The following is a 20,779-nucleotide window of genomic DNA, read 5'->3' on the forward strand; positions in this document are numbered from 1 at the left end:
TTTAATCTCCTTTAAATCAAAGAATGTTTTTTCATTAGTGTGCACTAATGATTATTTCTTAATTAATGATTTTCCAGTCATCTCTTTTGGCTGTTCTAGGTGAAGTAAATCAAGCATCGTTGGAGCTAAATCGCCAAGGATACCGCCATCACGAAGTTCAACTTCTTTGTCTGTAACAATGACAGGAACCGGGTTTGTTGTATGAGCGGTCATTGGGTGGCCATCAGGAGTGATGACTTCATCCGCATTACCGTGGTCAGCTATAATGATTGCTTTTCCGCCCATGGATAAGATTTTATCCACGATTTTGCCTAGGCACTCATCAACGGTTTCAACTGCTTTGATTGTCGGCTCAAGCATACCAGAGTGTCCTACCATGTCTGGGTTGGCAAAGTTCAGGATAATCGCATGGTGATTGTCTTCTTCCAATTCCTTCATAAGTGCATCTGTTACTTCATAAGCACTCATTTCAGGCTTAAGGTCATAAGTCGCAACCTTTGGAGAATTAATCAAGATACGTTTTTCGCCAGGGAATTCCGCTTCACGGCCTCCGCTCATGAAGAACGTTACGTGAGGGTATTTCTCTGTCTCAGCAATACGCAATTGCTTCAAATGGTTCTGAGATAGAACTTCACCAAGCGTATTGTCAAGGTTTGTTGGTTTAAATGCAACATAGCCTTGAACGGTTTCACTAAAGTGAGTCAAGCAAACGAAGTACAAGTGTTTCGGGAATCCTTCTCCGCGATCAAAGGAGCGGAAGTCCTCGTTTGTAAATACGTTTGAGATTTGGATGGCACGGTCTGGGCGGAAATTGAAGAAAATAACGGAATCGTTATCTTGAACCTTCGCCACAGGCTGTCCATCTTCCTTCGTAATTACAGAAGGAAGGACGAATTCGTCAAAGATTCCATTTTTATAGGAATCTTCTACGACTTCCATTGCAGAAGAGTATACAGGTCCATCGCCATAGGTCATGGAACGGTAGGTTTTTTCTACACGATCCCAGCGCTTATCGCGGTCCATGGAATAGTAACGGCCAGAGATGGTCGCGAATTGACCAACGCCTGTCTCCTGGAATACTTCTTCTGTTTGTCTAATGTATTTCTCAGCTGTCTTCGGACCGACGTCTCGGCCGTCTAAGATGCCGTGTACATAAACGTTTTTGAAGTTTTCTTTCGCGCAAAGGCGAAGCAATGCGAAAAGATGATCGATGTGGCTATGAACGCCTCCATCAGATAATAAGCCCATTAAGTGAAGGGCTGTATTGTTCTCTTTCGCATGGTTGATCGCTCCAAGGAAGGTTTCATTCTTTTCGAATTCACCTTCACGGATCGCCAAGTTCACCCGCGTTAAGCTTTGGTACACAATACGGCCGGCACCAATATTTAAATGGCCGACTTCAGAGTTGCCCATTTGGCCTTCAGGAAGACCTACAGCTTCTCCGCTTGCCGTTAAGTAATTGTGCGGGTATTCTGCCCAAAAGCGGTCAAAATTTGGTTTTTTAGCTTGCGCAACAGCGTTTCCTTGAACCGTGTCACGGGCGCCAAAACCATCAAGGATAATTAATGCAACAGGTTTCTTGCTCATTCAGATATAGCCTCCAATAAGCCTAAGAAGGATGCTGGCTGCAGGCTTGCACCTCCAACTAATGCACCATCAATGTTTTCTTCTGCAAGATATTCTTTAATGTTCTCAGGTTTTACACTTCCGCCGTATTGTATGCGTACGGCAGCCGCAACATCAGCATTAAAGCTTTCTGCAACTATTTTACGGATATGTCCGCAAACCTCATCCGCATCTTGTGCAGTTGAAGATTTGCCTGTTCCGATAGCCCAGATTGGCTCATATGCGATGACAGCTTGCTTCGCTTGCTCATCTGTAAGACCAGCGAAGGCTTTTTGAATTTGGTCAGCGACCAAATCTTTCGTTTTGCCCGCTTCACGCTCTTCAAGCGTTTCACCGCAGCAAACGATTGGCGTTAAGTTGTGCTTAAACGCAGCCAAAGTCTTTTTGTTCACAGAATCATTTGTCTCATTAAACATTTCTCTGCGCTCAGAGTGTCCTAGGATGACATATTGCACGCCTAGGTCTTCAAGTGCGACAGGGCTTACTTCCCCAGTGAAAGCACCGTTCTCTTCAAAGTGCATGTTTTGCGCCCCAATGGCGACATTCGTTCCCTTTGCTGCTTCAACAAGCTGTCCAAGGAATGGAGCCGGTGAGCACACAACGGTATCTACTGCCTCATTAGAGGGAACAACATTTTTCACTTCTTCCACAAAGCTTTTGGCTTCAGAAAGGGTTTTATTCATCTTCCAGTTACCAGCGATAATTGGTTTACGCATTTAAAACATCCTTTCCCATTTTAAGAAATTCCTGTTCGTCTGTATTTTAACAGGGCCCTTGTCAAAATACATCCTTACCAGGCTAATTTACTTAAATATTCTTATTTATCGTTTAAAGCTACAACGCCAGGAAGTTCTTTTCCTTCGATGAATTCTAAGGAAGCTCCGCCGCCTGTAGAGATGTGGGACATCTTCTCAGCAAGGTGGAATTTCTCAGCCGCCGCTGCAGAGTCTCCTCCGCCGACAACGCTAAACGCATCAGAATCAGCAAGTGCTTGCGCTACGCCTTTTGTGCCGTTAGCGAATTTATCGAATTCAAATACGCCCATTGGTCCGTTCCAGATAACTAATTTAGAGTTTTTAATAACATCCGCATATAGTTCAACTGTTTTCGGTCCGATATCAAGTGACATCCAATCAGCTGGAATAGCATCGATGTCGACTACTTTAGATTCTACGTTTTCACCAAATTCAGGAGCGATAACCGCATCAATTGGCATGTAGAATTTAACGCCTTTTTCTTCTGCTTTTTGCATGAAGGATTTAGCCAAGTCAATTTTGTCTTCCTCTAATAGGGATGTACCGATCTCGTAGCCTTTAGCCTTGATGAATGTGTAAGCTAATCCGCCGCCGATAATCAAGTTATCCACTTTATCAAGAAGGTTTTCAATTACACCGATCTTGTCCTTAACTTTTGCTCCGCCGATGATAGCAGTGAATGGACGTTCTGGATTAGACATCGCTTTTCCAAGTACATCCAATTCCTTTTGCATAAGGAAGCCGGAAACAGCCGGAATATGCTTCGCGATTCCCTCTGTGGAAGCATGCGCACGGTGAGCGGCACCGAATGCGTCGTTAACGAAAATATCAGCCAATGCTGCAAATTCTTTTGCAAGCTCAGGATCATTTTTCTCTTCGCCTGGATAGAAACGAACGTTTTCAAGCAATAATACATCGCCATCATTCATTTTCTCGATTTGAGCTTTCACAGCTTCGCCGTAGGCTTCATCTGCTTTTGCTACTTCTTTGCCAAGAAGCTCGCTCAATTTAACCGCAACAGGAGTTAAGCGAAGCTCTTCCTTAACTTCACCTTTCGGACGGCCCATATGGCTCGCAAGGATTACTTTCGCACCTTGTTCCACTAGGTATTGAATTGTTGGAAGTGCCGCGCGGATACGTGTATCATCCGTAATTGTCCCGTTTTGCATCGGAACATTAAAATCTACACGGCAAAATACCTTTTTGCCTTTTACATCAATGTCTTTAATTGATTTTTTGTTCATCTGTATGAACCTCCTTAAAAATCAAAACAAATATGCCCATAACCAGCTTCTGCCCCAAACTGATCAAGACAAACTAACGCTGAATCTCTGCCCCAGATTCAAGCAAAATAAAAACAAAGGGAAAGGGGAATCTTCCCCTTCCCCCTAAAGTTGACAATTATATTAATTGTTCAGTATCCAAAAGGATTCGAATTAAAGACCTTTTTTAGCGATGTAAGCTGCAAGGTCAACTACGCGGTTAGAGTAGCCTGTTTCGTTATCGTACCAAGAAAGTACTTTAACCATGTTGCCATCCATAACCATAGTAGAAAGGCCATCGATAGTAGAAGATTGAGTAGTTCCGTTGTAGTCACGGGATACAAGCGGAAGCTCGCTGTACTCAAGGATACCTTTCAAGTCACCTTCAGCAGCAGCTTTTAAAGCAGCGTTTACTTCTTCAGCTGTTACTTCTTTTTCGAGTTCTGCAACAAGGTCAACTACAGATACGTTTGGAGTTGGTACACGCATAGCCATACCGTTCAATTTGCCTTTAAGTTCTGGCAATACAAGCGCAACAGCTTTAGCAGCACCAGTTGTTGTTGGGATCATGCTTTCAGCTGCAGCACGAGCACGACGGAAGTCTTTGTGCGGCAAGTCAAGGATTTGTTGGTCATTTGTGTAAGAGTGAACTGTTGTCATCATACCGCGTTTGATACCGAATTTATCATTCAATACTTTCGCGAATGGAGCCAAGCAGTTAGTTGTGCAAGATGCGTTAGAGATAACATCGTGGTTAGCTGCATCGTATTTGTCTTCGTTAACACCCATAACGATTGTGATATCTTCGTCAGATGCAGGTGCAGAGATGATAACTTTTTTCGCGCCAGCTTCAAGGTGTTTCGCTGCGTCAGCACGTTTTGTGAAACGGCCAGTAGATTCAACAACGATATCTACGCCAAGCTCGCCCCAGCCAAGTTGTGCTGGATCTCTTTCAGCTAGAACTTTAACACGGTGTCCGTCAACTACTAGGTAGTCTCCGTCAACTGTTACTTTTTCTTCTAAAGTTCCGTGTACGGAATCATATTGTAGTAAGTGAGCTAGCATTTTTGCATCAGTTAAGTCGTTAACTGCTACAACTTCCACTTCAGGGTTTTTCAACGCTGCGCGGAATACGATACGTCCAATTCTACCAAAACCATTAATACCTAATTTTACTGCCATTAGAAGGTTCCTCCTTTTGGAATCTGAAAAAAATTATTTTATTCAAAAGGGTGTTAGCCCTTAAGTAACTGAATTGCTGCACCTTCATCCGTGATTAAGGTCGGTTTCTTCGGTGCCATCTTAATATAGGCCTTAATTGCCTTTGCTTTTGAGGCTCCCCCGGCAACCGTAATGACATGCTCAACATTCGGCAGATCATCCAATTGCAGACCGATGGTGCGGACCTTCTGAATTATGTTTCCATCTTCGTCGTAATAATATCCAAAAGCTTCGCCTATTGCCTGATTTTCTTCCAGCTCAGTAAGCTCACTAAAAGATACTTTCCTTCTCTCAGCCATGGCCTTGGCTTCACCAACCCCATGGAGGACGATATTGGAGGATTTCAACAAATCCAGTACCTCACCAATTGCGGGTTCACTCGTCAATGTGTTGTAGGCCGCTTCACCTAGATTATCTGGAACATACAGTACACGATAACGGGCATTCATTTTCTCAGCCATTTGCTCACAAACCGTATTGGCTTGATAACTGGCCCCTTTACCGAGTCCTCCTCTTGCAGGAACAAAAAGAATATCCTCGACATTTGGAAGTTCCGAAACATTCGGCAGCATCTTACCGATAGCGGCCATCGTTGTTCCACCTGTTACGGCAATGATATTTTTCCCCGTAAGCAGACTTTTCATACGCGCTGCTCCAGCCCGTCCCAATTCATCAATTACCCATGGAGATGTATCACTGTCTCCATTGACGATAACGACCTTGTCGATATTCAACTTTTCCTGTAAAAGGCGCTCCATTTCGTCTATACCCGAAAGTTGCCTGATTACACCACCAAGGTTATCCAATACCTCCTGCCCTTCATTCGTAACCGTCATGCCAGAGCTTGCGATATCAATCAATTTCTGCTCCTTTAAGAACTCCACTTCACTTCGTAAAGTTCTTTCCGTAATGTTCAGCGTTAAGGAAAGACTACGTCTGCCGACTGGCTGCATGGTGCGAATCGATCGCAGGATATTGTATCGTTTTTCCATGACCTCGAAAATATCCGGAATTAACTTTTTTTGTAAATGGAGAGATCCATCCATATAAATTCAAACTCCTTTTATTATCGTTAGGTCATTTTATGTCCAAGCGAGACATTTTGTGTCCCTGTTTATGTAAAAAAAATAACTCCTGATGTACCTATATATTATCAGGAGTTTTCTTGAAACACAATAGATTAAATTGTGAACTTATTGAATCATGCCAATACATGACGAACATCATCAATATCGATTTTTCCATATTGAATTATTTTGCCGTCAACCTCAACGACCGGAATCATCAAGCCATATTGCTCAAGCAGCCGATCATCTGCGTAGATGTCTAATTCGAGCAGAGTAAAGGTCATTTCACGCTGCAATAACTTGAGCAGGTCCTTCGCATCCTCACAAAGGGGGCAATCTTTCTTTGTATAAAAATGAACGGTAGGAACTTTCAAATCACAAACCACCTGTCTATTGTTAATAATAGTTATTCTATATACCCAAAGTTATCGGATTAATAACGCCGTCTTTTAGCGGAGGAGGGAATTCCAAGCTGCTCCCTGTATTTAGAAACGGTTCTTCTAGAGATGACAATGCCGCTATTCTGCTTTAAATAGTCAGAAATTGCCTGATCTGATAAGGGAGCTGCCTTATCCTCTGATCCGACCAGCTTCTCAATCTCCTTTTTGACCTTTAATGCGGATGCATCGGCCTTTTGGTCCGTTTGAAGGCTGCTTGAGAAAAACATCCTCATCGGGATGGTCCCAAAAGGGGTTTCAATCATTTTATCACGAACCGCGCGGCTCACTGTTGATTCATGAATCTCCAAGACATCGGCAATCTCCTTCATAACAAGCGGTTTAATGGAATCTGACTTCCCTGTAAGAAAATAGTCCAGCTGCTTTTCTATGATTGCATAAGTCACATGCAGCAATGTCTCATTCCTTTGCTGAATGGCTTTTTGGAGCCATCTATACTCCATCCTCTTTTGATGCATATAACGCTCGGCTGCTTCATCATGCTGGCCCTCTATACCGATGGCAAACTCCCTTATCCTTACACGGCTAGATTCAACGATTTCCGCTACAAGCTTCCCTTTAGAGGAGTAAACCCTCACATCCGGCACACTATATTGGGAACGCTCTGAACCGAATGCCGCCCCTGGGCGAGGGTTATACGACTGTATTTGGTCAAACACACGCTGAATCTCTACAACCGAGACACCTAGCGTCCTTGATAGTTCCTTCCACTTCTTCTCTACAAATGCAGTGAAATAATCCTTCAGCAAAACATTCAATAAAGCGCTTTCATTATCATCCCTTCTAGCTTGAATAAGAAGGCAATCACTCAAGCTTTCTGCCCCTGCTCCTGCTGGTTCCAATGTTTGGAGAATGCTCTTTGCCATTTCCCATTCAGTTTGCAAAACTGGAAAAACCGCATTGATCTCCTCATATGTAAGCCTTAAATAACCATTATCATCAATATTATCAATCATATAATTCAGTATTCTTTGCTCATGTGTATCCATTTCCTTGAAAGGAATCTGCCCCTTCAGATAGGAATGTAAATCCGGGCGTTCATCACTAATTTGATGAATCCATGACATATCCCCTTGACTCCAGCCGCGGCTTGATGATTGATAGCCGGTCTCGACTTCAATCAATGGATTATCAAGTGCTTTACTCTCCATAAATGCGGTGAGCTCCATGGCCGGATATTGCAAAAGCATAATCGCCTGGCTCAATTCCGGCGTCATCGCCAGCTTCAAGCTCTGCTGTTGAAATAATCCCATCTCCATCTTCAACAACCTCGCCCCCTGCTTAATAGTACTAATACTTTCTTTAATAGTAGTAAATCGCCGAGTATTGGGCAAGGAAAAGATTGGATGAAGAAGGGTGATAAGTTACTAAAAAAATAACCGTTCACCATGTGTGTCAATAAACATTGTCGATATCGCTCATTTAGGAAGAACGAACAGTCCAATATTTCAACTGCCCTTTCCTTTGTTATAGCCTATCAGGCGGTATGCTCTTATACTTCGGGACGCTCTTCAATACATTTGGAGGATTATCATGAATATAGGGCGGTGCTGGTTTCAGTTTTGGTTTCCTGACCAGGAGAGCAGGCTTTTGCACAACATTAAACATGACTAGGTGCCTGCCCGATTTCATGCCAGAAAGAAGAGATGACTTTTCAAGAAACTAAAAAAGCCCTTCAAGCAATTGCTTGAAGAGCCTCTAAGCCGTTATCGGTACGCCCTTGGAGGGAATCGAACCCCCAGCTCAAGAACCGGAATCTTGTGTTTTATCCGTTAAACTACAAGGGCAAAATGTTAGCCTACAAAAATATATTATAATGAACATAATTGAATTTGGCAAGAACTATTCCCCCATGGTTTACATTAATAAAACTTGGGTAAGATGGTTATCAGGAACTTTCATGCGAACAATTCAGCCTTTTCGCTCTTTACCCTTCAGACTAAGCTCATACATAAACTTGAAGAAAAGTACCGAGTTAATCATGGATTTTCCCCAAATTCATCAATCAGACGTCTTTTGTTTGACCTTTATTGACCAAAAGGTGTATGATTAAAACACGAAGTGAATATGCTTGATTACATAAAGGAGGAGAAACTAATGAATTTAATCCCTACAGTCATTGAACAAACAAATCGCGGGGAACGTGCTTACGACATATATTCCCGCTTGCTTAAAGACCGTATTATCATGCTTGGAAGCGCCATCGATGACAATGTGGCTAACTCCATTGTCGCACAGCTTCTGTTCCTGGAAACAGAAAATCCGGACAAAGACATTTACCTATACATTAACAGCCCTGGCGGAAGCATTACGGCTGGTATGGCAATCTATGATACAATGCAATACATCAAACCACAGGTCTCCACAATCTGTATCGGTATGGCTGCATCCATGGGAGCATTCCTTCTTGCAGCTGGTGAGAAAGGCAAACGTTTTGCCCTTCCAAACAGCGAAGTCATGATTCATCAGCCACTTGGAGGCGCACAAGGCCAAGCCACCGAAATCGAAATTGCAGCTAAACGCATTCTCTTCATGCGTGAGCGCTTGAACCAAATTCTAGCTGAGCGCACTGGTCAATCACTTGAAACCATCTCACGTGACACAGAACGTGACAACTTCATGACCGCTGATCGCGCTCTTGAATACGGCCTTGTAGACCGCATCATCACTCGCAATGTGACGGATGCCGCAAAGAAAAACGACTAATCAATATCCATTAAGTGAAAGAAGCAGACGAGAAACCGTCTGCTTCTTTTTATGTAACAGTATAGGCGGAACGAACCTTCCTGAACCCCCCTTAAATATTTTAACTCTCTAATTGTTTATCACTTTACCAAAATAAAGATACGTGTTAGGATAGAGCCAATGCTTAAATTTTTCGATCCTAAGGAGTGCTGATTATGCTTTCGTTATCTCTTTCATACCGACATCGACATCATCATAGCAGCTGACCTTATGCTCATTTAAATAATGGGCACAGGGTCATTTGCCTGTGCCCGTATTGGATAGTCACCATGCGGGAGAATAACTGCATGGTTTTTTTTCGTTCACTTTTATAAACAGAGGAGATATTCATCATGATGCAAAAAAAATGGGGTTTTTGGATTTTAACGATGTTCGTCGTTGGCAATATGGTCGGAGGCGGAATCTTCATGCTTCCGGCAAATCTATCAAAGGTGGCAAGCCCAGCCGGTGCCACACTCGCTTGGCTATTGACTGGATTTGGAGTATTGATGATTGCGCTCGTATTTGGCAACCTAGCCATTCGTAAGCCAGAATTGAAAACCGGTCCGCAAAGCTACGCACAAGCCTTCTTCCAATCGCCGAAGAACGGCAGAATCGCCGGCTATGCTGTCGCTTGGGGATATTGGGCGGCAAACTGGGCGGCAACGGCATCTGTCATCATTTCATTTGCCGGCTATATGTCGACTTTCTTTCCCATTATGGTCAGCAGGAAAATCATTTGGTCAATAGGTGCATTCAATCTTGAGCTTGGCAAATTCCTGACGTTTCTGGTCTGCTCCATCATGCTTTGGGGTATTCAATATATTCTTGTTCAAAGCTTCAACAGTGCCGGAAAGCTGAATTTGCTCGCAACGGTCACGAAGGTAATCGGCTTTACTTTATTTATTGTCGCGACCATCTTTATCTTTGATACAGCCAATCTGCTTAATGGCAAAGATTTCGTCAACGCTGATGGAACGGCCACCTCCATGCTTAGCCAATTAAACGGCGCGGCAATCACAACCCTTTGGGCCTTTATTGGAGTTGAGGCTGCGGTCATGCTGTCCAACAGGGCTAAATCACAATCAGACGTAAAGAAGGCTACCATCACAGGCTTAATCATTGCGATTGCTATCTATGTGGGCATCACCTTATTAACGATGGGCGCCTTGTCCCAGGAAGAGCTTCAGCAATCTCAAAAGCCGCTTGTAGACGCTCTTCAAGCTGCAATTGGCACAGAGGGAGCCTATATACTCGCAGGACTTGCCTTAGTATCCCTGTTCGGCTCAACGGTTGGTTGGATTGTGGTTAGCTCTGAGGTTCCTTATCAGGCTGCGAGAGCCAAGCTGTTCCCGGCTTCTTTTGCTAAGACCAATAAAAAGGGGAGTCCCGTATTTTCCTTAACAGTAACCAATCTATTAACACAATTTTTCCTATTCGCAACCATATCAGGAACCATTATGGAAGCCTATCAATTCGCCATGATTGTTGCAACCCTAGCCTATTTGATTCCCTATCTCGTATCGGTCATCTATCAGCTGAAACTAGTCATTAGTGGAGAAACGTACGGAAAAAACCAACGATCACGAACAATTGATGCAATCATTACCGTGCTTGCCTTAATATACTCCCTATGGGTAATCAAAACCGGCACAGCCGACCTGCAGACCTTCTTCCTCGGCATCGGACTTTTCGTGTTAGGGCTCTTGTTATATCCATTGCTGATGGGTAAGAAAGCTCCAAAATAAATCGTAAGCTCCTATTTAAAACTGCCTCCCGGTTGTTAGGCATTCCTAACAATTGAGGGGGCATTTTTAATGAAGTTTTCTATTAGTACGTTACTTACTATGGAGTGCTCTCAAAAATTTATCTCCCCAAATCATTCTTTTGCTAGCTATCATTATTCTATTTTTGCATTTAAAAAAGCTGGTCCATTCATTTAAATGTCCGAAACAGCTCTTTTGATGAATTAGGTCATTCTAACTAAAAGTCATTCTATTGGTTCATACTTTTCTACCATTTATTTGAAAATTGGAGGAATTGCGACAATTAACCCCGAATAATTACAATCTACTAATTACTAGGGGGAATTGATTTGCGCGTAAAACCATTACTGGCAACCGCTTTTGCGGCAGCCTTGACACTCACATCCTGGGCACCTGGGGCATTGACAAAACAAGCGCTCGCTGACACCTCAACACCGAGTCAAGTACAGCACGAGCATGTATCAGGACCATTCGACCGCAGCATCGCCAATGAAGAACGATTGATCAAGATGCTCAAGAAAGAAGGCTATATCAAGAAAAATGCCTCCAAGAAAGAGGAGCAAGCCCAGCTTGAGAAGTACTTAGAGAACAAGGAGAAAAGTCTGAAGAAGGATAATTCCAAAGCATTCGACAAAGAGTTGAAAGCTCTCCAGAAGAAGCATGATAAGAAAAAAGGCAAAGGCAAAAAAGGCAAAGGACATAAACCTGATAACGGTGCAGTCAAACCTGTAAAAGAGGAAAAATACCGCGGTGATGTACAAGAAGATAAAGTTCTCGTCCTCGCGATTGAATTCCCTGACTATGCCCGTAATAATGTCCGTCCAGAAGACTCAGACATGTATTATGAGGACTACACAAATGAACATTATGAGGATATGGTTTTCGGCAAAAAGGGCTATAAAGGTCCAAACGGCGAGAAACTCATTTCCATGAAACAATTCTATGAGCAGCAATCCGGCGGCAGCTACACAGTGGATGGGGAAATTGCCGGCTGGTATCAAGCTAAATATCCAGCAGCGTATTACGGCGGCAACTACCCAACTCCTGATGGCAGCGATCAAAATCCGCGTGCACTTGTCAAAGAAGCCCTTGAAGCGGCAGCTTTAGACCCAAATATCGATCTATCCGAATACGACCAAGAGGATCGTTATGACCTTGACGGTGACGGAAATACACGTGAGCCGGATGGTATGGTTGACCACTTAATGATTATTCATTCCGGTGTTGGCGAAGAGGCAGGCGGAGGAACGCTCGGCGGAGATGCCATCTGGTCCCACCGCTGGAACCTTGGCGGCGTTTTCCCAATCAGCAACACGGAAACTGAAATTGATTACTGGAATGGGCAAATGGCTGCCTATGATTACACCATTATGCCTATCGATGGAGCTGCAGGAGTATTCGCTCACGAATACGGCCATGATTTAGGCTTGCCTGATGAGTATGACACTCAATACACCGGTCAAGGAGAAGCTGTCGCTTACTGGTCTATCATGGCAAGCGGTTCCTGGGCAGGTAAGATTCCTGGTACAGAACCAACTGGCTTTAGCCCATATGCGAAAGAATACCTGCAAAGTAAACAGAACAGCAACTGGCTGAAGTATGAAGAAGTAGAACTTTCTGATTTGAATAAGAAAGGCACGCAATACTTGCTTGACCAAGCCAATACAAAAGGCACGAACTTAGATGCCCTCAAGATCAATTTACCGGATAAACTAACAACCGTGAACACGCCATATAGCGGACAATACGAATACTACAGCGGCAAAGGCAATAACCTTGATTCGTCCATGTCGACAACCCTGGATTTGACCGGAAAAGCCTCCGCTCAATTATCCTTTAAAATCTGGTACCAAATTGAGCAAGACTGGGATTACGGCTCCATTCAAGTTAAAGAGGATGGCAGCGACACATGGGTAACGGTTCCTGGTAACATCACCACCACAGAGGACCCAAATGAACAAAACCCTGGTCACGGCATCACCGGCTCATCCAATGGCTGGGTTGATGGAATCTTTGACCTATCCGCCTATGCCGGCAAGAAAATCGACTTGCGCTTTAACTATTGGACAGATGTCGCTGCGATTGAAACAGGCTACTATGTGGATGATATCGTCATCACGGCCGATGGCGAGCAAATCCTGGCAGATAACGCAGACGGAGCAAGCTCAGCTTTCACATTTAGCGGGTTCAATAAGGATGAAGGAAAATTTGCCAGTGAACATTACTACCTCGTTGAGTGGAGAAATCATAAAGGTGTTGATACCGGACTCGCTCATATTAAACGAGGTGACTCTCTTATGAAATATGACGGCGGCATGGTTGTCTGGTACGTCGATGACAAATACTCCGACAACTGGACAGGGATTCACCCGGGCGAAGGTTATCTCGGTGTAGTGGACGCTGACCAAGGCGCCATCAAATGGAGCGATAACTCAATCGCATCCACACGCTACCAGATCCATGATGCAGCCTTCCGCCTAACGAAGCCGGACAAAATGTTCCTCGATTACAGGAGCCTTACCGGCCTTACAATGAGCGACAATGATACGAAGGCATATCCTGTCTTCGATGACAGCAAGAACTACTTAAACCCTCATCTTCCTGACGCCGGAAGAAACGTACCGAATTTCGGCTTGAAAATTGAAGTCGTAAACCAAAGTAAAGACCAATCTGTCGGTAAGATTGTCGTTAAGAAGAATTAATAATTGTTGAAAAGAGACCTGGATTGCCTACAGAAGGCACCGGGTCTTTTTTGTCGACAAAATGGAGCTACGTTCTACCTTATCCATAGCACATAAAAAAACCGTCTCTGCAAATCCCTAAAAAGGATTGCAGAGACGGTTTCTTATTACTAATCTTTCTTCAGGAAAGTCTCAAGCGACTGTATGGCTTTCTTTTCATCGCTGCCATCGGCCACTAGGGTAATCGTACTGCCACTGCTAATGGCCAGACTCATCAGCCCCATAATACTTTTCACGTTTACTTTCTTATCGCCATTCATAATGTAGATCTCGGAAGAAAAGCTGCTAGCTTTTTGTACAAACAGTGCTGCAGGACGAGCTTGAAGGCCCGATTTCAAATGAACTGTTACTTGTTTTTCAATCATGACAAAATCCTCCCCTGTCTACTGTGAATAATTTGAAACATGAAAACTATTATTTCGACTCACCCGCCCTCAGTTTTTCAGCGATTTCATCAATTTTTCGCAAACGATGATTAATACCTGATTTACTGATTTTAGCCCCCGTGACCATATCTCCGAGTTCTTTGAGAGTGACATCTTGATATTCGACACGAAGTCTGGCAATCTCACGCAATTTATCCGGCAGAACATCCAGCCCCACCGTATTCTCTATATATCTTATATTCTCGACCTGGCGCAAGGACGCACCTATCGTTTTATTCAAGTTCGCGGTCTCACAATTGACTAGCCGATTGACCGAGTTTCTCATATCCCGTACGATACGGATATCTTCAAACTTCAAAAGGGCATTATGCCCGCCGATAATATTGAGAAATTCAGAGATTTTCTCCGCTTCCTTCAAATACGTAATGAACCCCTTTTTCCTCTCCAGCGTCTTGCTTTTCAATCCAAATGAATTCATTAATTCACATAGAGCGTCATTATGCTCTTTATATAAAGATGAGATTTCAAGGTGATAAGAAGATGTTTCAGGATTATTCACTGAACCGCCAGCTAGAAATGCCCCCCGCAAATAGGAACGCTTGCAGCATTTCTTCTCAATCAGGCTTTCAGAAATATTTTGTACCATCGAAAACCCATCTTCTATGATATTTAAGTCCGTTAATACCTCCTTTGCCTTTTCAGCAAAGCGGACAATATATACGTTATTTTTCTTTAGTTTCATCTTTTTCCGAACGAGGAGTTCTACCTGAAGATCATACATCTTTTTCAGCAATGTATAGATTCTTCTGGCAATCGCCGCGTTTTCAGTTTGGACATCTACAACAAGATGGCGGTTTGAAAAGGATAAGGATCCGTTCATGCGAATCAGCGCGGATAATTCTGCACGAGCACAACACTCTTTTACTTCTAAGTTCGTTAGCTCTTTTTTTGTCTCCGACGCAAACGACATCCTTTTTCCACCTCTATCTTTCCATGCTTTTAGCCATTCAATCCATTCACTCTGGTGACATGAAGGCCGTTTTTATTAATCAAACTATATATAATCGATGCAACTGCGACTGTATCATGACGAACGCGGTTATTATGAATGGAAACGATATTTTCCTTTATGACCTTGACGCCCAGCTTCTCAAGGCGTTTAATGTCAAAAATGACCGGCTGTGCATACTCCTCTTTATATTTTAATTTTAAATGAGGAGGAATCTCTTCATTATTGACGAGAATGGTATCCACGCATCTTGAACCAAGATGCTCATTGAGCACCTTCAAATGATCACTTGCCGTATAGTTCAGCGTCTCTCCAGCTTGGGTCATCAAATTACAAATATATACCTTAGATGCCTTTGAATTCGCAATCTCTTCAGCAATGGAAGGGACAACAAGATTCGGAAGAATACTTGTATATAAGCTGCCGGGTCCCATCAAGATCATATCTGCATTCCGGATAGCCTCCAGTGTTTCCTTTGGCGGCTCGATATGCTCCGGGCTAAGGAATACGCGCTTAATACGCTTGCCGGAATACGGAATTTTGGACTCGCCCGTAACAATTTCTCCATCTTCAAGCTCCGCATGCAAAACGACACTTTGGTTCGCCGAAGGCAACACCTGCCCTTTTACATTGAGAACCTTGCTCATCTCTTGGATTGCATGAACGAAATCTCCTGTAATCGAAGTCATAGCAGCTAAGATAAGATTCCCAAGAGCATGACCGCTCAAATGGTCTGCATTATCAAAACGGTGCTGGAACATCTGTTCAACAAGCGGTTCAACTTCAGACAACGCGGCAAGGACATTTCTTATATCTCCAGGTGCCGGTATATCCAGTTCATCACGGAGACGCCCTGAGCTGCCTCCGTCGTCCGCTACCGTGACAATGGCCGTAATATCAACAGGATAGTTTTTCAGGCCGCGAAGCAGCACAGGCAACCCTGTACCGCCGCCAATAATGGCTACCCTAGGTTGTCTTAACTTGGACGTCATCTGTGTGTACCTTCCTTTTATTGATATCCCGATGGGTTACTCTCGTATCATATTCATCCTTATAACGATCTTCAAGGAATTCAGCCAAGGTGACAGAACGGTGCTGGCCTCCGGTACAACCGACGGCGATGACAAGTTGTGCCTTGCCCTCTCTTCTATATTGAGGAATCATGAAATCCAGCAAGTCCACCCATTTCTTGATGAACTTCTGGGTTTCATTCCACTTCATGACGTAGGAGGAAACCTCTTGGTCCAGGCCTGTCATTGGGCGCATATGCTCAATGTAGAATGGATTCGGAAGGAAGCGGACATCAAAGACGAGGTCAGCATCAATAGGAAGCCCATGCTTAAAGCCAAAGGACATCACATTGACTGTGAAGGATACTTGTTTGTTAACCGCAAACTCCTTCGCGATTTTCTCGCGTAATTCACGTGGCTTTAGGGCTGATGTATTGTAAATGGTTTGAGAACGCCCCTTTAATTCCTCAAGCAAATCCCGTTCAAGGCGAATGCCCTCCAGCGGCAGCCCCGAAGGCGCAAGCGGATGAGTCCTTCTTGTTTCCTTATACCTTCTTACAAGTACATCATCATCAGAATCAAGGAAAAGAATTTCCGGGACAAAGGTCTTCGAGTCATTCAAATCATCAAGAGCCTTAAATAAATGGTCAAAAAAGTCCCGGCCCCTCAAATCCATAACAACAGCCACTTTGTTCATTTTCTTGCCAGAGTCCTCCATCAATTCAAGGAATTTCGGGAGCAGCGTTGGCGGCAGATTGTCCACACAAAAGAAACCAAGATCTTCAAAGCTCTGGACAGCTACCGTTTTACCTGCTCCTGACATTCCAGTTATGATGACCAAACGGTGGTCCACTGTTTCCTTCTCCACTTTCTTATCTTCCATCTTTATTCCCCGTTTCTTTCCAGCTTGTAATCAATCAGTTTGAAATCCTCCGTATAACGGAAGGTTCCTATTAGCACACCTGTACCCTGTATTAAATGATTCATTATTTGGCGGTCTCCTTCAGCCATTGGCAATGATGGAATTTCATCAAGAGTATGCCACTCAAGCCTGCCTTCCTCCGTGTCCACCAATGCCTCTCCGTTGGCTTCCTTCGCACTGAAGGAAAATAACATCCATTCATTCACGATTTCCTCGCCTCGAAGATTTACCATTGTAAAAATCCCTTTCAAAACGGGATTGCTAATACGCAGATTCGTTTCCTCATAATATTCCCGAATGACAGAGTCGCGAATGGATTCACCGGTTTCCATCTTGCCTCCGGGAGCAACCCACCAATTTCTCCGTGGTTTTTGAAGCATTAACGCCTTGCCATCCTTCATATATAAACAATTGGTTACTCTTTGCATTCCATTCACCTCATGATTGCCAAACAGAAGCATAAAATATTAAAGTCTACTCCCATTATACTATTTTCCATACGCATGAACAATGTAAGGAAAACGCAGATAAAAGTTCGTCAAAATAATATATTTTTCGACAAAACAAAAAAAGGGCACAGGTTCAAAAACCTGTGCCAAAAGTATATAAAAGGGGGTCAATTTCTACTTTAATTCTACCCCAATTTTGTTGCGCTTATATTACAGCAACGTTAAGTAAAGATGACGAATTGTAAATTATTTCTTACTTGGTTTGCTCCGTCATTTTGTCCATCAGCTCTTCAATATAATGCTGGGCAGACTGCGCAGCAATGCTGCCATCACCTGTTGCCGTAACAATCTGGCGAAGCTGCTTTTCACGAACGTCACCTGCTGCAAAAATGCCTGGAATTTTCGTTTCCATTCGATCATTCGTCTCGATATAGCCATTATCATTCGTAATGCCGAGAGTTTGGAACGGCTTTGTAAGCGGAAGCATCCCAATATAGATGAACACGCCATCAGCCGGAAGCTCTGTTTCCGTACCATCAACGGTGGAAACCAATGTCACTCCGCCAACCTTTCCATCTTTCTCATTAATAGATTTAAGGGTGGAATTCCAAATGAAATCGACTTTTTCATTCGCGAATGCGCGCTCTTGCAAAATCTTTTGTGCACGAAGCTCGTCACGGCGGTGAACGATTGTCACCTTAGAAGCAAAGCGAGTTAAATATACGCCCTCTTCCACTGCGGAATCTCCGCCTCCAATGACGAAAAGCTCTTTATTCTTGAAGAATGCACCGTCACAAACCGCACAATAGGATACACCGCGCCCGCCAAGCTCCTTCTCGCCAGGAACGCCGATTTTCTTGTATTCCGCACCTGTAGAGATAATAATCGTACGCGTCTTATATTGTTTAGATCCGGCATCAATTGTTTTGTATTCTTCCCCATCAATGATTTCCTTCACTTCGCCGTATGCATACTCAGCACCGAATTTCTTCGCATGCTCAAACATTTTATTCGATAAATCCGGCCCTAGAATTGACTCATATCCAGGGTAGTTCTCAACATCCTCAGTATTGGCCATTTGCCCGCCCGGAATTCCCCGCTCAAGCATTAATGTAGATAGATTGGCCCTTGAAGCATAGACAGCTGCCGTCATTCCAGCAGGTCCTGCACCAATGATGACCACATCATAAATTTTTTCTTCAGCCATATGACACACTCCTTACTACAATTCTGTATCCTGTTTATATACGAACGCTACGCTGTTTATTTTATCATGTATTAGCTTATATTAATCGTATAAAACTATACCAGCGCAGTCCATCGATTTGCTTACTGCAGCAAATTGGCCACCTGATTAACATATTTCGACAAGGTGGATAAAGATACTCCATACATAGTGGCTATTTCTTTTTGCGTAATTTTCTCTCCGCGAAGCTTATGCCACTCATACTCGATCGCCGCTGCCCAAGCCTTCGCATTTCTGAACCTTAGGTCATTTTCCTTTCCCTCCACATAGACGGAAAACCACAGCAAATATAAACCCGATTCAATCAAACGGACTGGATTGTGCCGATTATATAATAATTCGGCCACCTCGCCCCCAAAAAAGCCGGTTGGATTAGCAAATTCAATGCTTTTCTTATATAGCAGCTCTTCCTTCTGGAACTTTCCGTTTTCTAAATAAGAAGGATGATGCTTGATCATCGGCAAGGCTTTTGAACGGCTCGTTAAGAACAAGCCAAAAAGACGCTCCTCCGGATAGTCGCTCTCAAGCTTCTTCAAGATTGTTGGCGGATGCTCCTCAAAGCTCATCTCGAAATCCTCTGCAAGCTCGCTCCAAGGCTCAAGCCCCTCCTTATCTGGACTAAGAACCTCAACCTTCTTCCAAGCCTTACGAGCAGCGTCTACCTTCCCAATCTGGTAAGCAGATTTACTCAGCCAATAATAGAAGGTCCCATCACCCTCATAGCCTTTCTTCTGCAGAACACGAAGCCATTGATAAGCCTCCTCATAAAAGCCTGTAAGCGCAAATGTCGCACCAAGCTTCAATAAATGCTCATCAAGAAACGGTCTTACATTCCGCAAAAGCTCATACACTTCACGGACCTTGGCATCCCGCGTCTGATAATGGTAAAAAACCATCCCATTACATAATGCATGCAAATTGCCCGGATTCTTCTCAAGCACTCGGTCCAGCGTTTCAAACGCTTCATCTGTCTTCCCGACATAAAAATACGCCAGAGCCAGATTATTATACGCAGACCAGAACTCCGGATACGTCTCAATCATATCCTCAAGCCTCTCAACCGCCTTCACGAAATTCCCCGCTTCAAGCAATTTCCGAGCCTCATCCTGCCTCATCATCAAATCATCCTGATACTCAAGCGTCTCCTCTGTCTCATCCGTCTCAAACGTAATCAAATCAAGCAGATCCTCAGCATCCTCGCTGAACTCTCCAAACTCATCTCGCTCCAAATACTCATTCGCATGCTTATAAGCTTCCTTAAACAAGCCCATATGCGCGAAATTATTTGCCAGCAAATAGTGACATTCTGTCATAAAAGGATCAAGATCCTGTAATATATTCAAAAGCAGCTGGTTCGAATATTGATACTCCCCCAGCTCCGTACAAATCACCGCAAGCTGGCAAGCAATCATCGGCTCATCCGGCTCCAGCTGGAACGCACGATTCATGTATTTCTTCGCTTTATATAAATCCCTGCGCTGAAAAGCCTTTATCCCTTTCGTAAAATAAAACTCTCCAGTCGGGTTAAATGACACAACATTAGCATTTTTTACCCAATTAGATTTTTTCTCCATCTAGTCCTCCAAAAGACTTATTGTTTAACTTATGAATTATACCATATTCAGAGAATTATAGAAAGGGAAGGGAACCGAATGAAGATGGAGTGAAATTGAATTCTCTGCTATTATATCCAACCTTTTTCCAGGTTTCTGTACTTTACATGGGACAAGGGTGGGGGGAGGCCTGGCTTCTCCCACCTTTCGGCCACCCTTTCCCCATCCTTCATACCACTTGCACGGGCATAGGGTGGGCATTCCCTGGCTTCTCCCACCTTTTGGCCACCCTTTCCCCACCCTTCATACCACTTGCATGGGCATAGGGTGGGCTTTGCCTGGCTTCTCCCGCCTTTTGCCCACCCTTGTCCCATCCTTCATACCCTTTGCATGGGCATAGGGTGGGCATTCCCTGGCTTCTCCCGCCTTTTGCCCACCCTTGTCCCATCCTTCATACCCTTTGCATGGGCATAGGGTGGGCTTTGCCTGGCTTCTCCCACCTTCCGGAGTCAAGTCCATATTCTTGTGTAAAATTAAAAACAATGTTTATTGGATGTGAAAATAAAACTTCTCCATTGATCTAT

General features: G+C 43.8%; 17 protein-coding genes and 1 tRNA gene. 3 read left to right on the plus strand and 15 right to left on the minus strand.

The window, feature by feature from the left end; translation table 11 throughout:
- Positions 1 to 51: 51 nt before the first annotated feature.
- The 8 genes from gpmI to CYL18_RS11060 form a co-directional block, all read right to left on the minus strand.
- Positions 52 to 1,587: a 2,3-bisphosphoglycerate-independent phosphoglycerate mutase gene (gene gpmI / locus CYL18_RS11025; protein ID WP_104849557.1), complete on the minus strand. Its 1,536-nt coding sequence runs from the start codon at positions 1,585 to 1,587 to the stop codon at positions 52 to 54.
- Positions 1,584 to 2,342: a triose-phosphate isomerase gene (gene tpiA / locus CYL18_RS11030; protein ID WP_104849558.1), complete on the minus strand. Its 759-nt coding sequence runs from the start codon at positions 2,340 to 2,342 to the stop codon at positions 1,584 to 1,586. Before tpiA ends, gpmI begins: the two co-directional genes overlap by 4 nt.
- Before the next feature lie 101 nt (positions 2,343 to 2,443).
- Positions 2,444 to 3,625, minus strand: a complete 1,182-nt coding sequence (locus CYL18_RS11035; RefSeq protein WP_104849559.1) for a phosphoglycerate kinase — start codon at positions 3,623 to 3,625, stop codon at positions 2,444 to 2,446.
- A 192-nt stretch (positions 3,626 to 3,817) separates the two neighbouring features.
- A complete protein-coding gene (gap, locus tag CYL18_RS11040) occupies positions 3,818 to 4,825 on the minus strand; it encodes a type I glyceraldehyde-3-phosphate dehydrogenase (protein WP_104849560.1) in 1,008 nt (335 codons plus the stop codon).
- A 53-nt stretch (positions 4,826 to 4,878) separates the two neighbouring features.
- Entirely contained in the window at positions 4,879 to 5,910 is a 1,032-nt protein-coding gene (locus CYL18_RS11045; RefSeq protein ID WP_104849561.1) for a sugar-binding transcriptional regulator, read from the minus strand.
- Between the two features lie 155 nt (positions 5,911 to 6,065).
- A complete protein-coding gene (locus CYL18_RS11050; protein ID WP_104849562.1) occupies positions 6,066 to 6,305 on the minus strand; it encodes a glutaredoxin family protein in 240 nt (79 codons plus the stop codon).
- Between the two features lie 59 nt (positions 6,306 to 6,364).
- Positions 6,365 to 7,648 (minus strand): RNA polymerase factor sigma-54, encoded by a 1,284-nt coding sequence (rpoN, locus tag CYL18_RS11055; protein WP_236636407.1) that lies wholly within the window; start codon positions 7,646 to 7,648, stop codon positions 6,365 to 6,367.
- Between the two features lie 456 nt (positions 7,649 to 8,104).
- Positions 8,105 to 8,176: transfer RNA gene (locus CYL18_RS11060), tRNA-Arg, on the minus strand.
- Positions 8,177 to 8,486: 310 nt separating this feature from the next.
- Between CYL18_RS11060 and clpP the strand changes: the two genes are divergently transcribed.
- The 3 genes from clpP to CYL18_RS11075 all read left to right on the plus strand — a co-directional run bounded on the left by clpP (position 8,487) and on the right by CYL18_RS11075 (position 13,581).
- Positions 8,487 to 9,095, plus strand: a complete 609-nt coding sequence (clpP, locus tag CYL18_RS11065) for an ATP-dependent Clp endopeptidase proteolytic subunit ClpP (RefSeq protein ID WP_104849564.1) — start codon at positions 8,487 to 8,489, stop codon at positions 9,093 to 9,095.
- Between the two features lie 371 nt (positions 9,096 to 9,466).
- Complete coding sequence (locus tag CYL18_RS11070) at positions 9,467 to 10,861, plus strand: amino acid permease (RefSeq protein ID WP_104849565.1); 1,395 nt, start codon at positions 9,467 to 9,469, stop codon at positions 10,859 to 10,861.
- Between the two features lie 347 nt (positions 10,862 to 11,208).
- Entirely contained in the window at positions 11,209 to 13,581 is a 2,373-nt protein-coding gene (locus CYL18_RS11075) for an immune inhibitor A domain-containing protein (protein WP_236636393.1), read from the plus strand.
- A 149-nt stretch (positions 13,582 to 13,730) separates the two neighbouring features.
- Here the strand turns inward: CYL18_RS11075 and CYL18_RS11080 are convergent, their stop codons facing one another.
- The 7 genes from CYL18_RS11080 to CYL18_RS11110 all read right to left on the minus strand — a co-directional run bounded on the left by CYL18_RS11080 (position 13,731) and on the right by CYL18_RS11110 (position 20,216).
- Entirely contained in the window at positions 13,731 to 13,985 is a 255-nt protein-coding gene (locus CYL18_RS11080) for an HPr family phosphocarrier protein (RefSeq protein ID WP_104849566.1), read from the minus strand.
- 49 nt (positions 13,986 to 14,034) lie between these two features.
- Positions 14,035 to 14,976 (minus strand): DNA-binding protein WhiA, encoded by a 942-nt coding sequence (gene whiA, locus CYL18_RS11085; protein WP_104849567.1) that lies wholly within the window; start codon positions 14,974 to 14,976, stop codon positions 14,035 to 14,037.
- 29 nt (positions 14,977 to 15,005) lie between these two features.
- Positions 15,006 to 16,007, minus strand: a complete 1,002-nt coding sequence (locus tag CYL18_RS11090) for a gluconeogenesis factor YvcK family protein (RefSeq protein ID WP_104849568.1) — start codon at positions 16,005 to 16,007, stop codon at positions 15,006 to 15,008.
- Complete coding sequence (rapZ, locus tag CYL18_RS11095) at positions 15,982 to 16,908, minus strand: RNase adapter RapZ (RefSeq protein WP_104849569.1); 927 nt, start codon at positions 16,906 to 16,908, stop codon at positions 15,982 to 15,984. Before rapZ ends, CYL18_RS11090 begins: the two co-directional genes overlap by 26 nt.
- A gap of 2 nt (positions 16,909 to 16,910) precedes the next feature.
- Positions 16,911 to 17,375 (minus strand): NUDIX hydrolase, encoded by a 465-nt coding sequence (locus CYL18_RS11100; protein ID WP_104849588.1) that lies wholly within the window; start codon positions 17,373 to 17,375, stop codon positions 16,911 to 16,913.
- Between the two features lie 274 nt (positions 17,376 to 17,649).
- The gene (gene trxB / locus CYL18_RS11105; protein ID WP_104849570.1) at positions 17,650 to 18,603 is read right to left on the minus strand and encodes a thioredoxin-disulfide reductase; all 954 of its coding nucleotides are present in this window, start codon (positions 18,601 to 18,603) and stop codon (positions 17,650 to 17,652) included.
- A gap of 122 nt (positions 18,604 to 18,725) precedes the next feature.
- Positions 18,726 to 20,216 carry a tetratricopeptide repeat protein gene (locus tag CYL18_RS11110; RefSeq protein ID WP_104849571.1) on the minus strand — a complete coding sequence of 497 codons (1,491 nt, stop codon included), beginning with the start codon at positions 20,214 to 20,216 and terminating at the stop codon, positions 18,726 to 18,728.
- Between the last annotated feature and the right edge of the window lie 563 nt (positions 20,217 to 20,779).

Source organism: Pradoshia eiseniae (assembly GCF_002946355.1).
In the GTDB taxonomy this organism is placed as follows: Bacteria; Bacillota; Bacilli; order Bacillales; family Pradoshiaceae; genus Pradoshia; species Pradoshia eiseniae.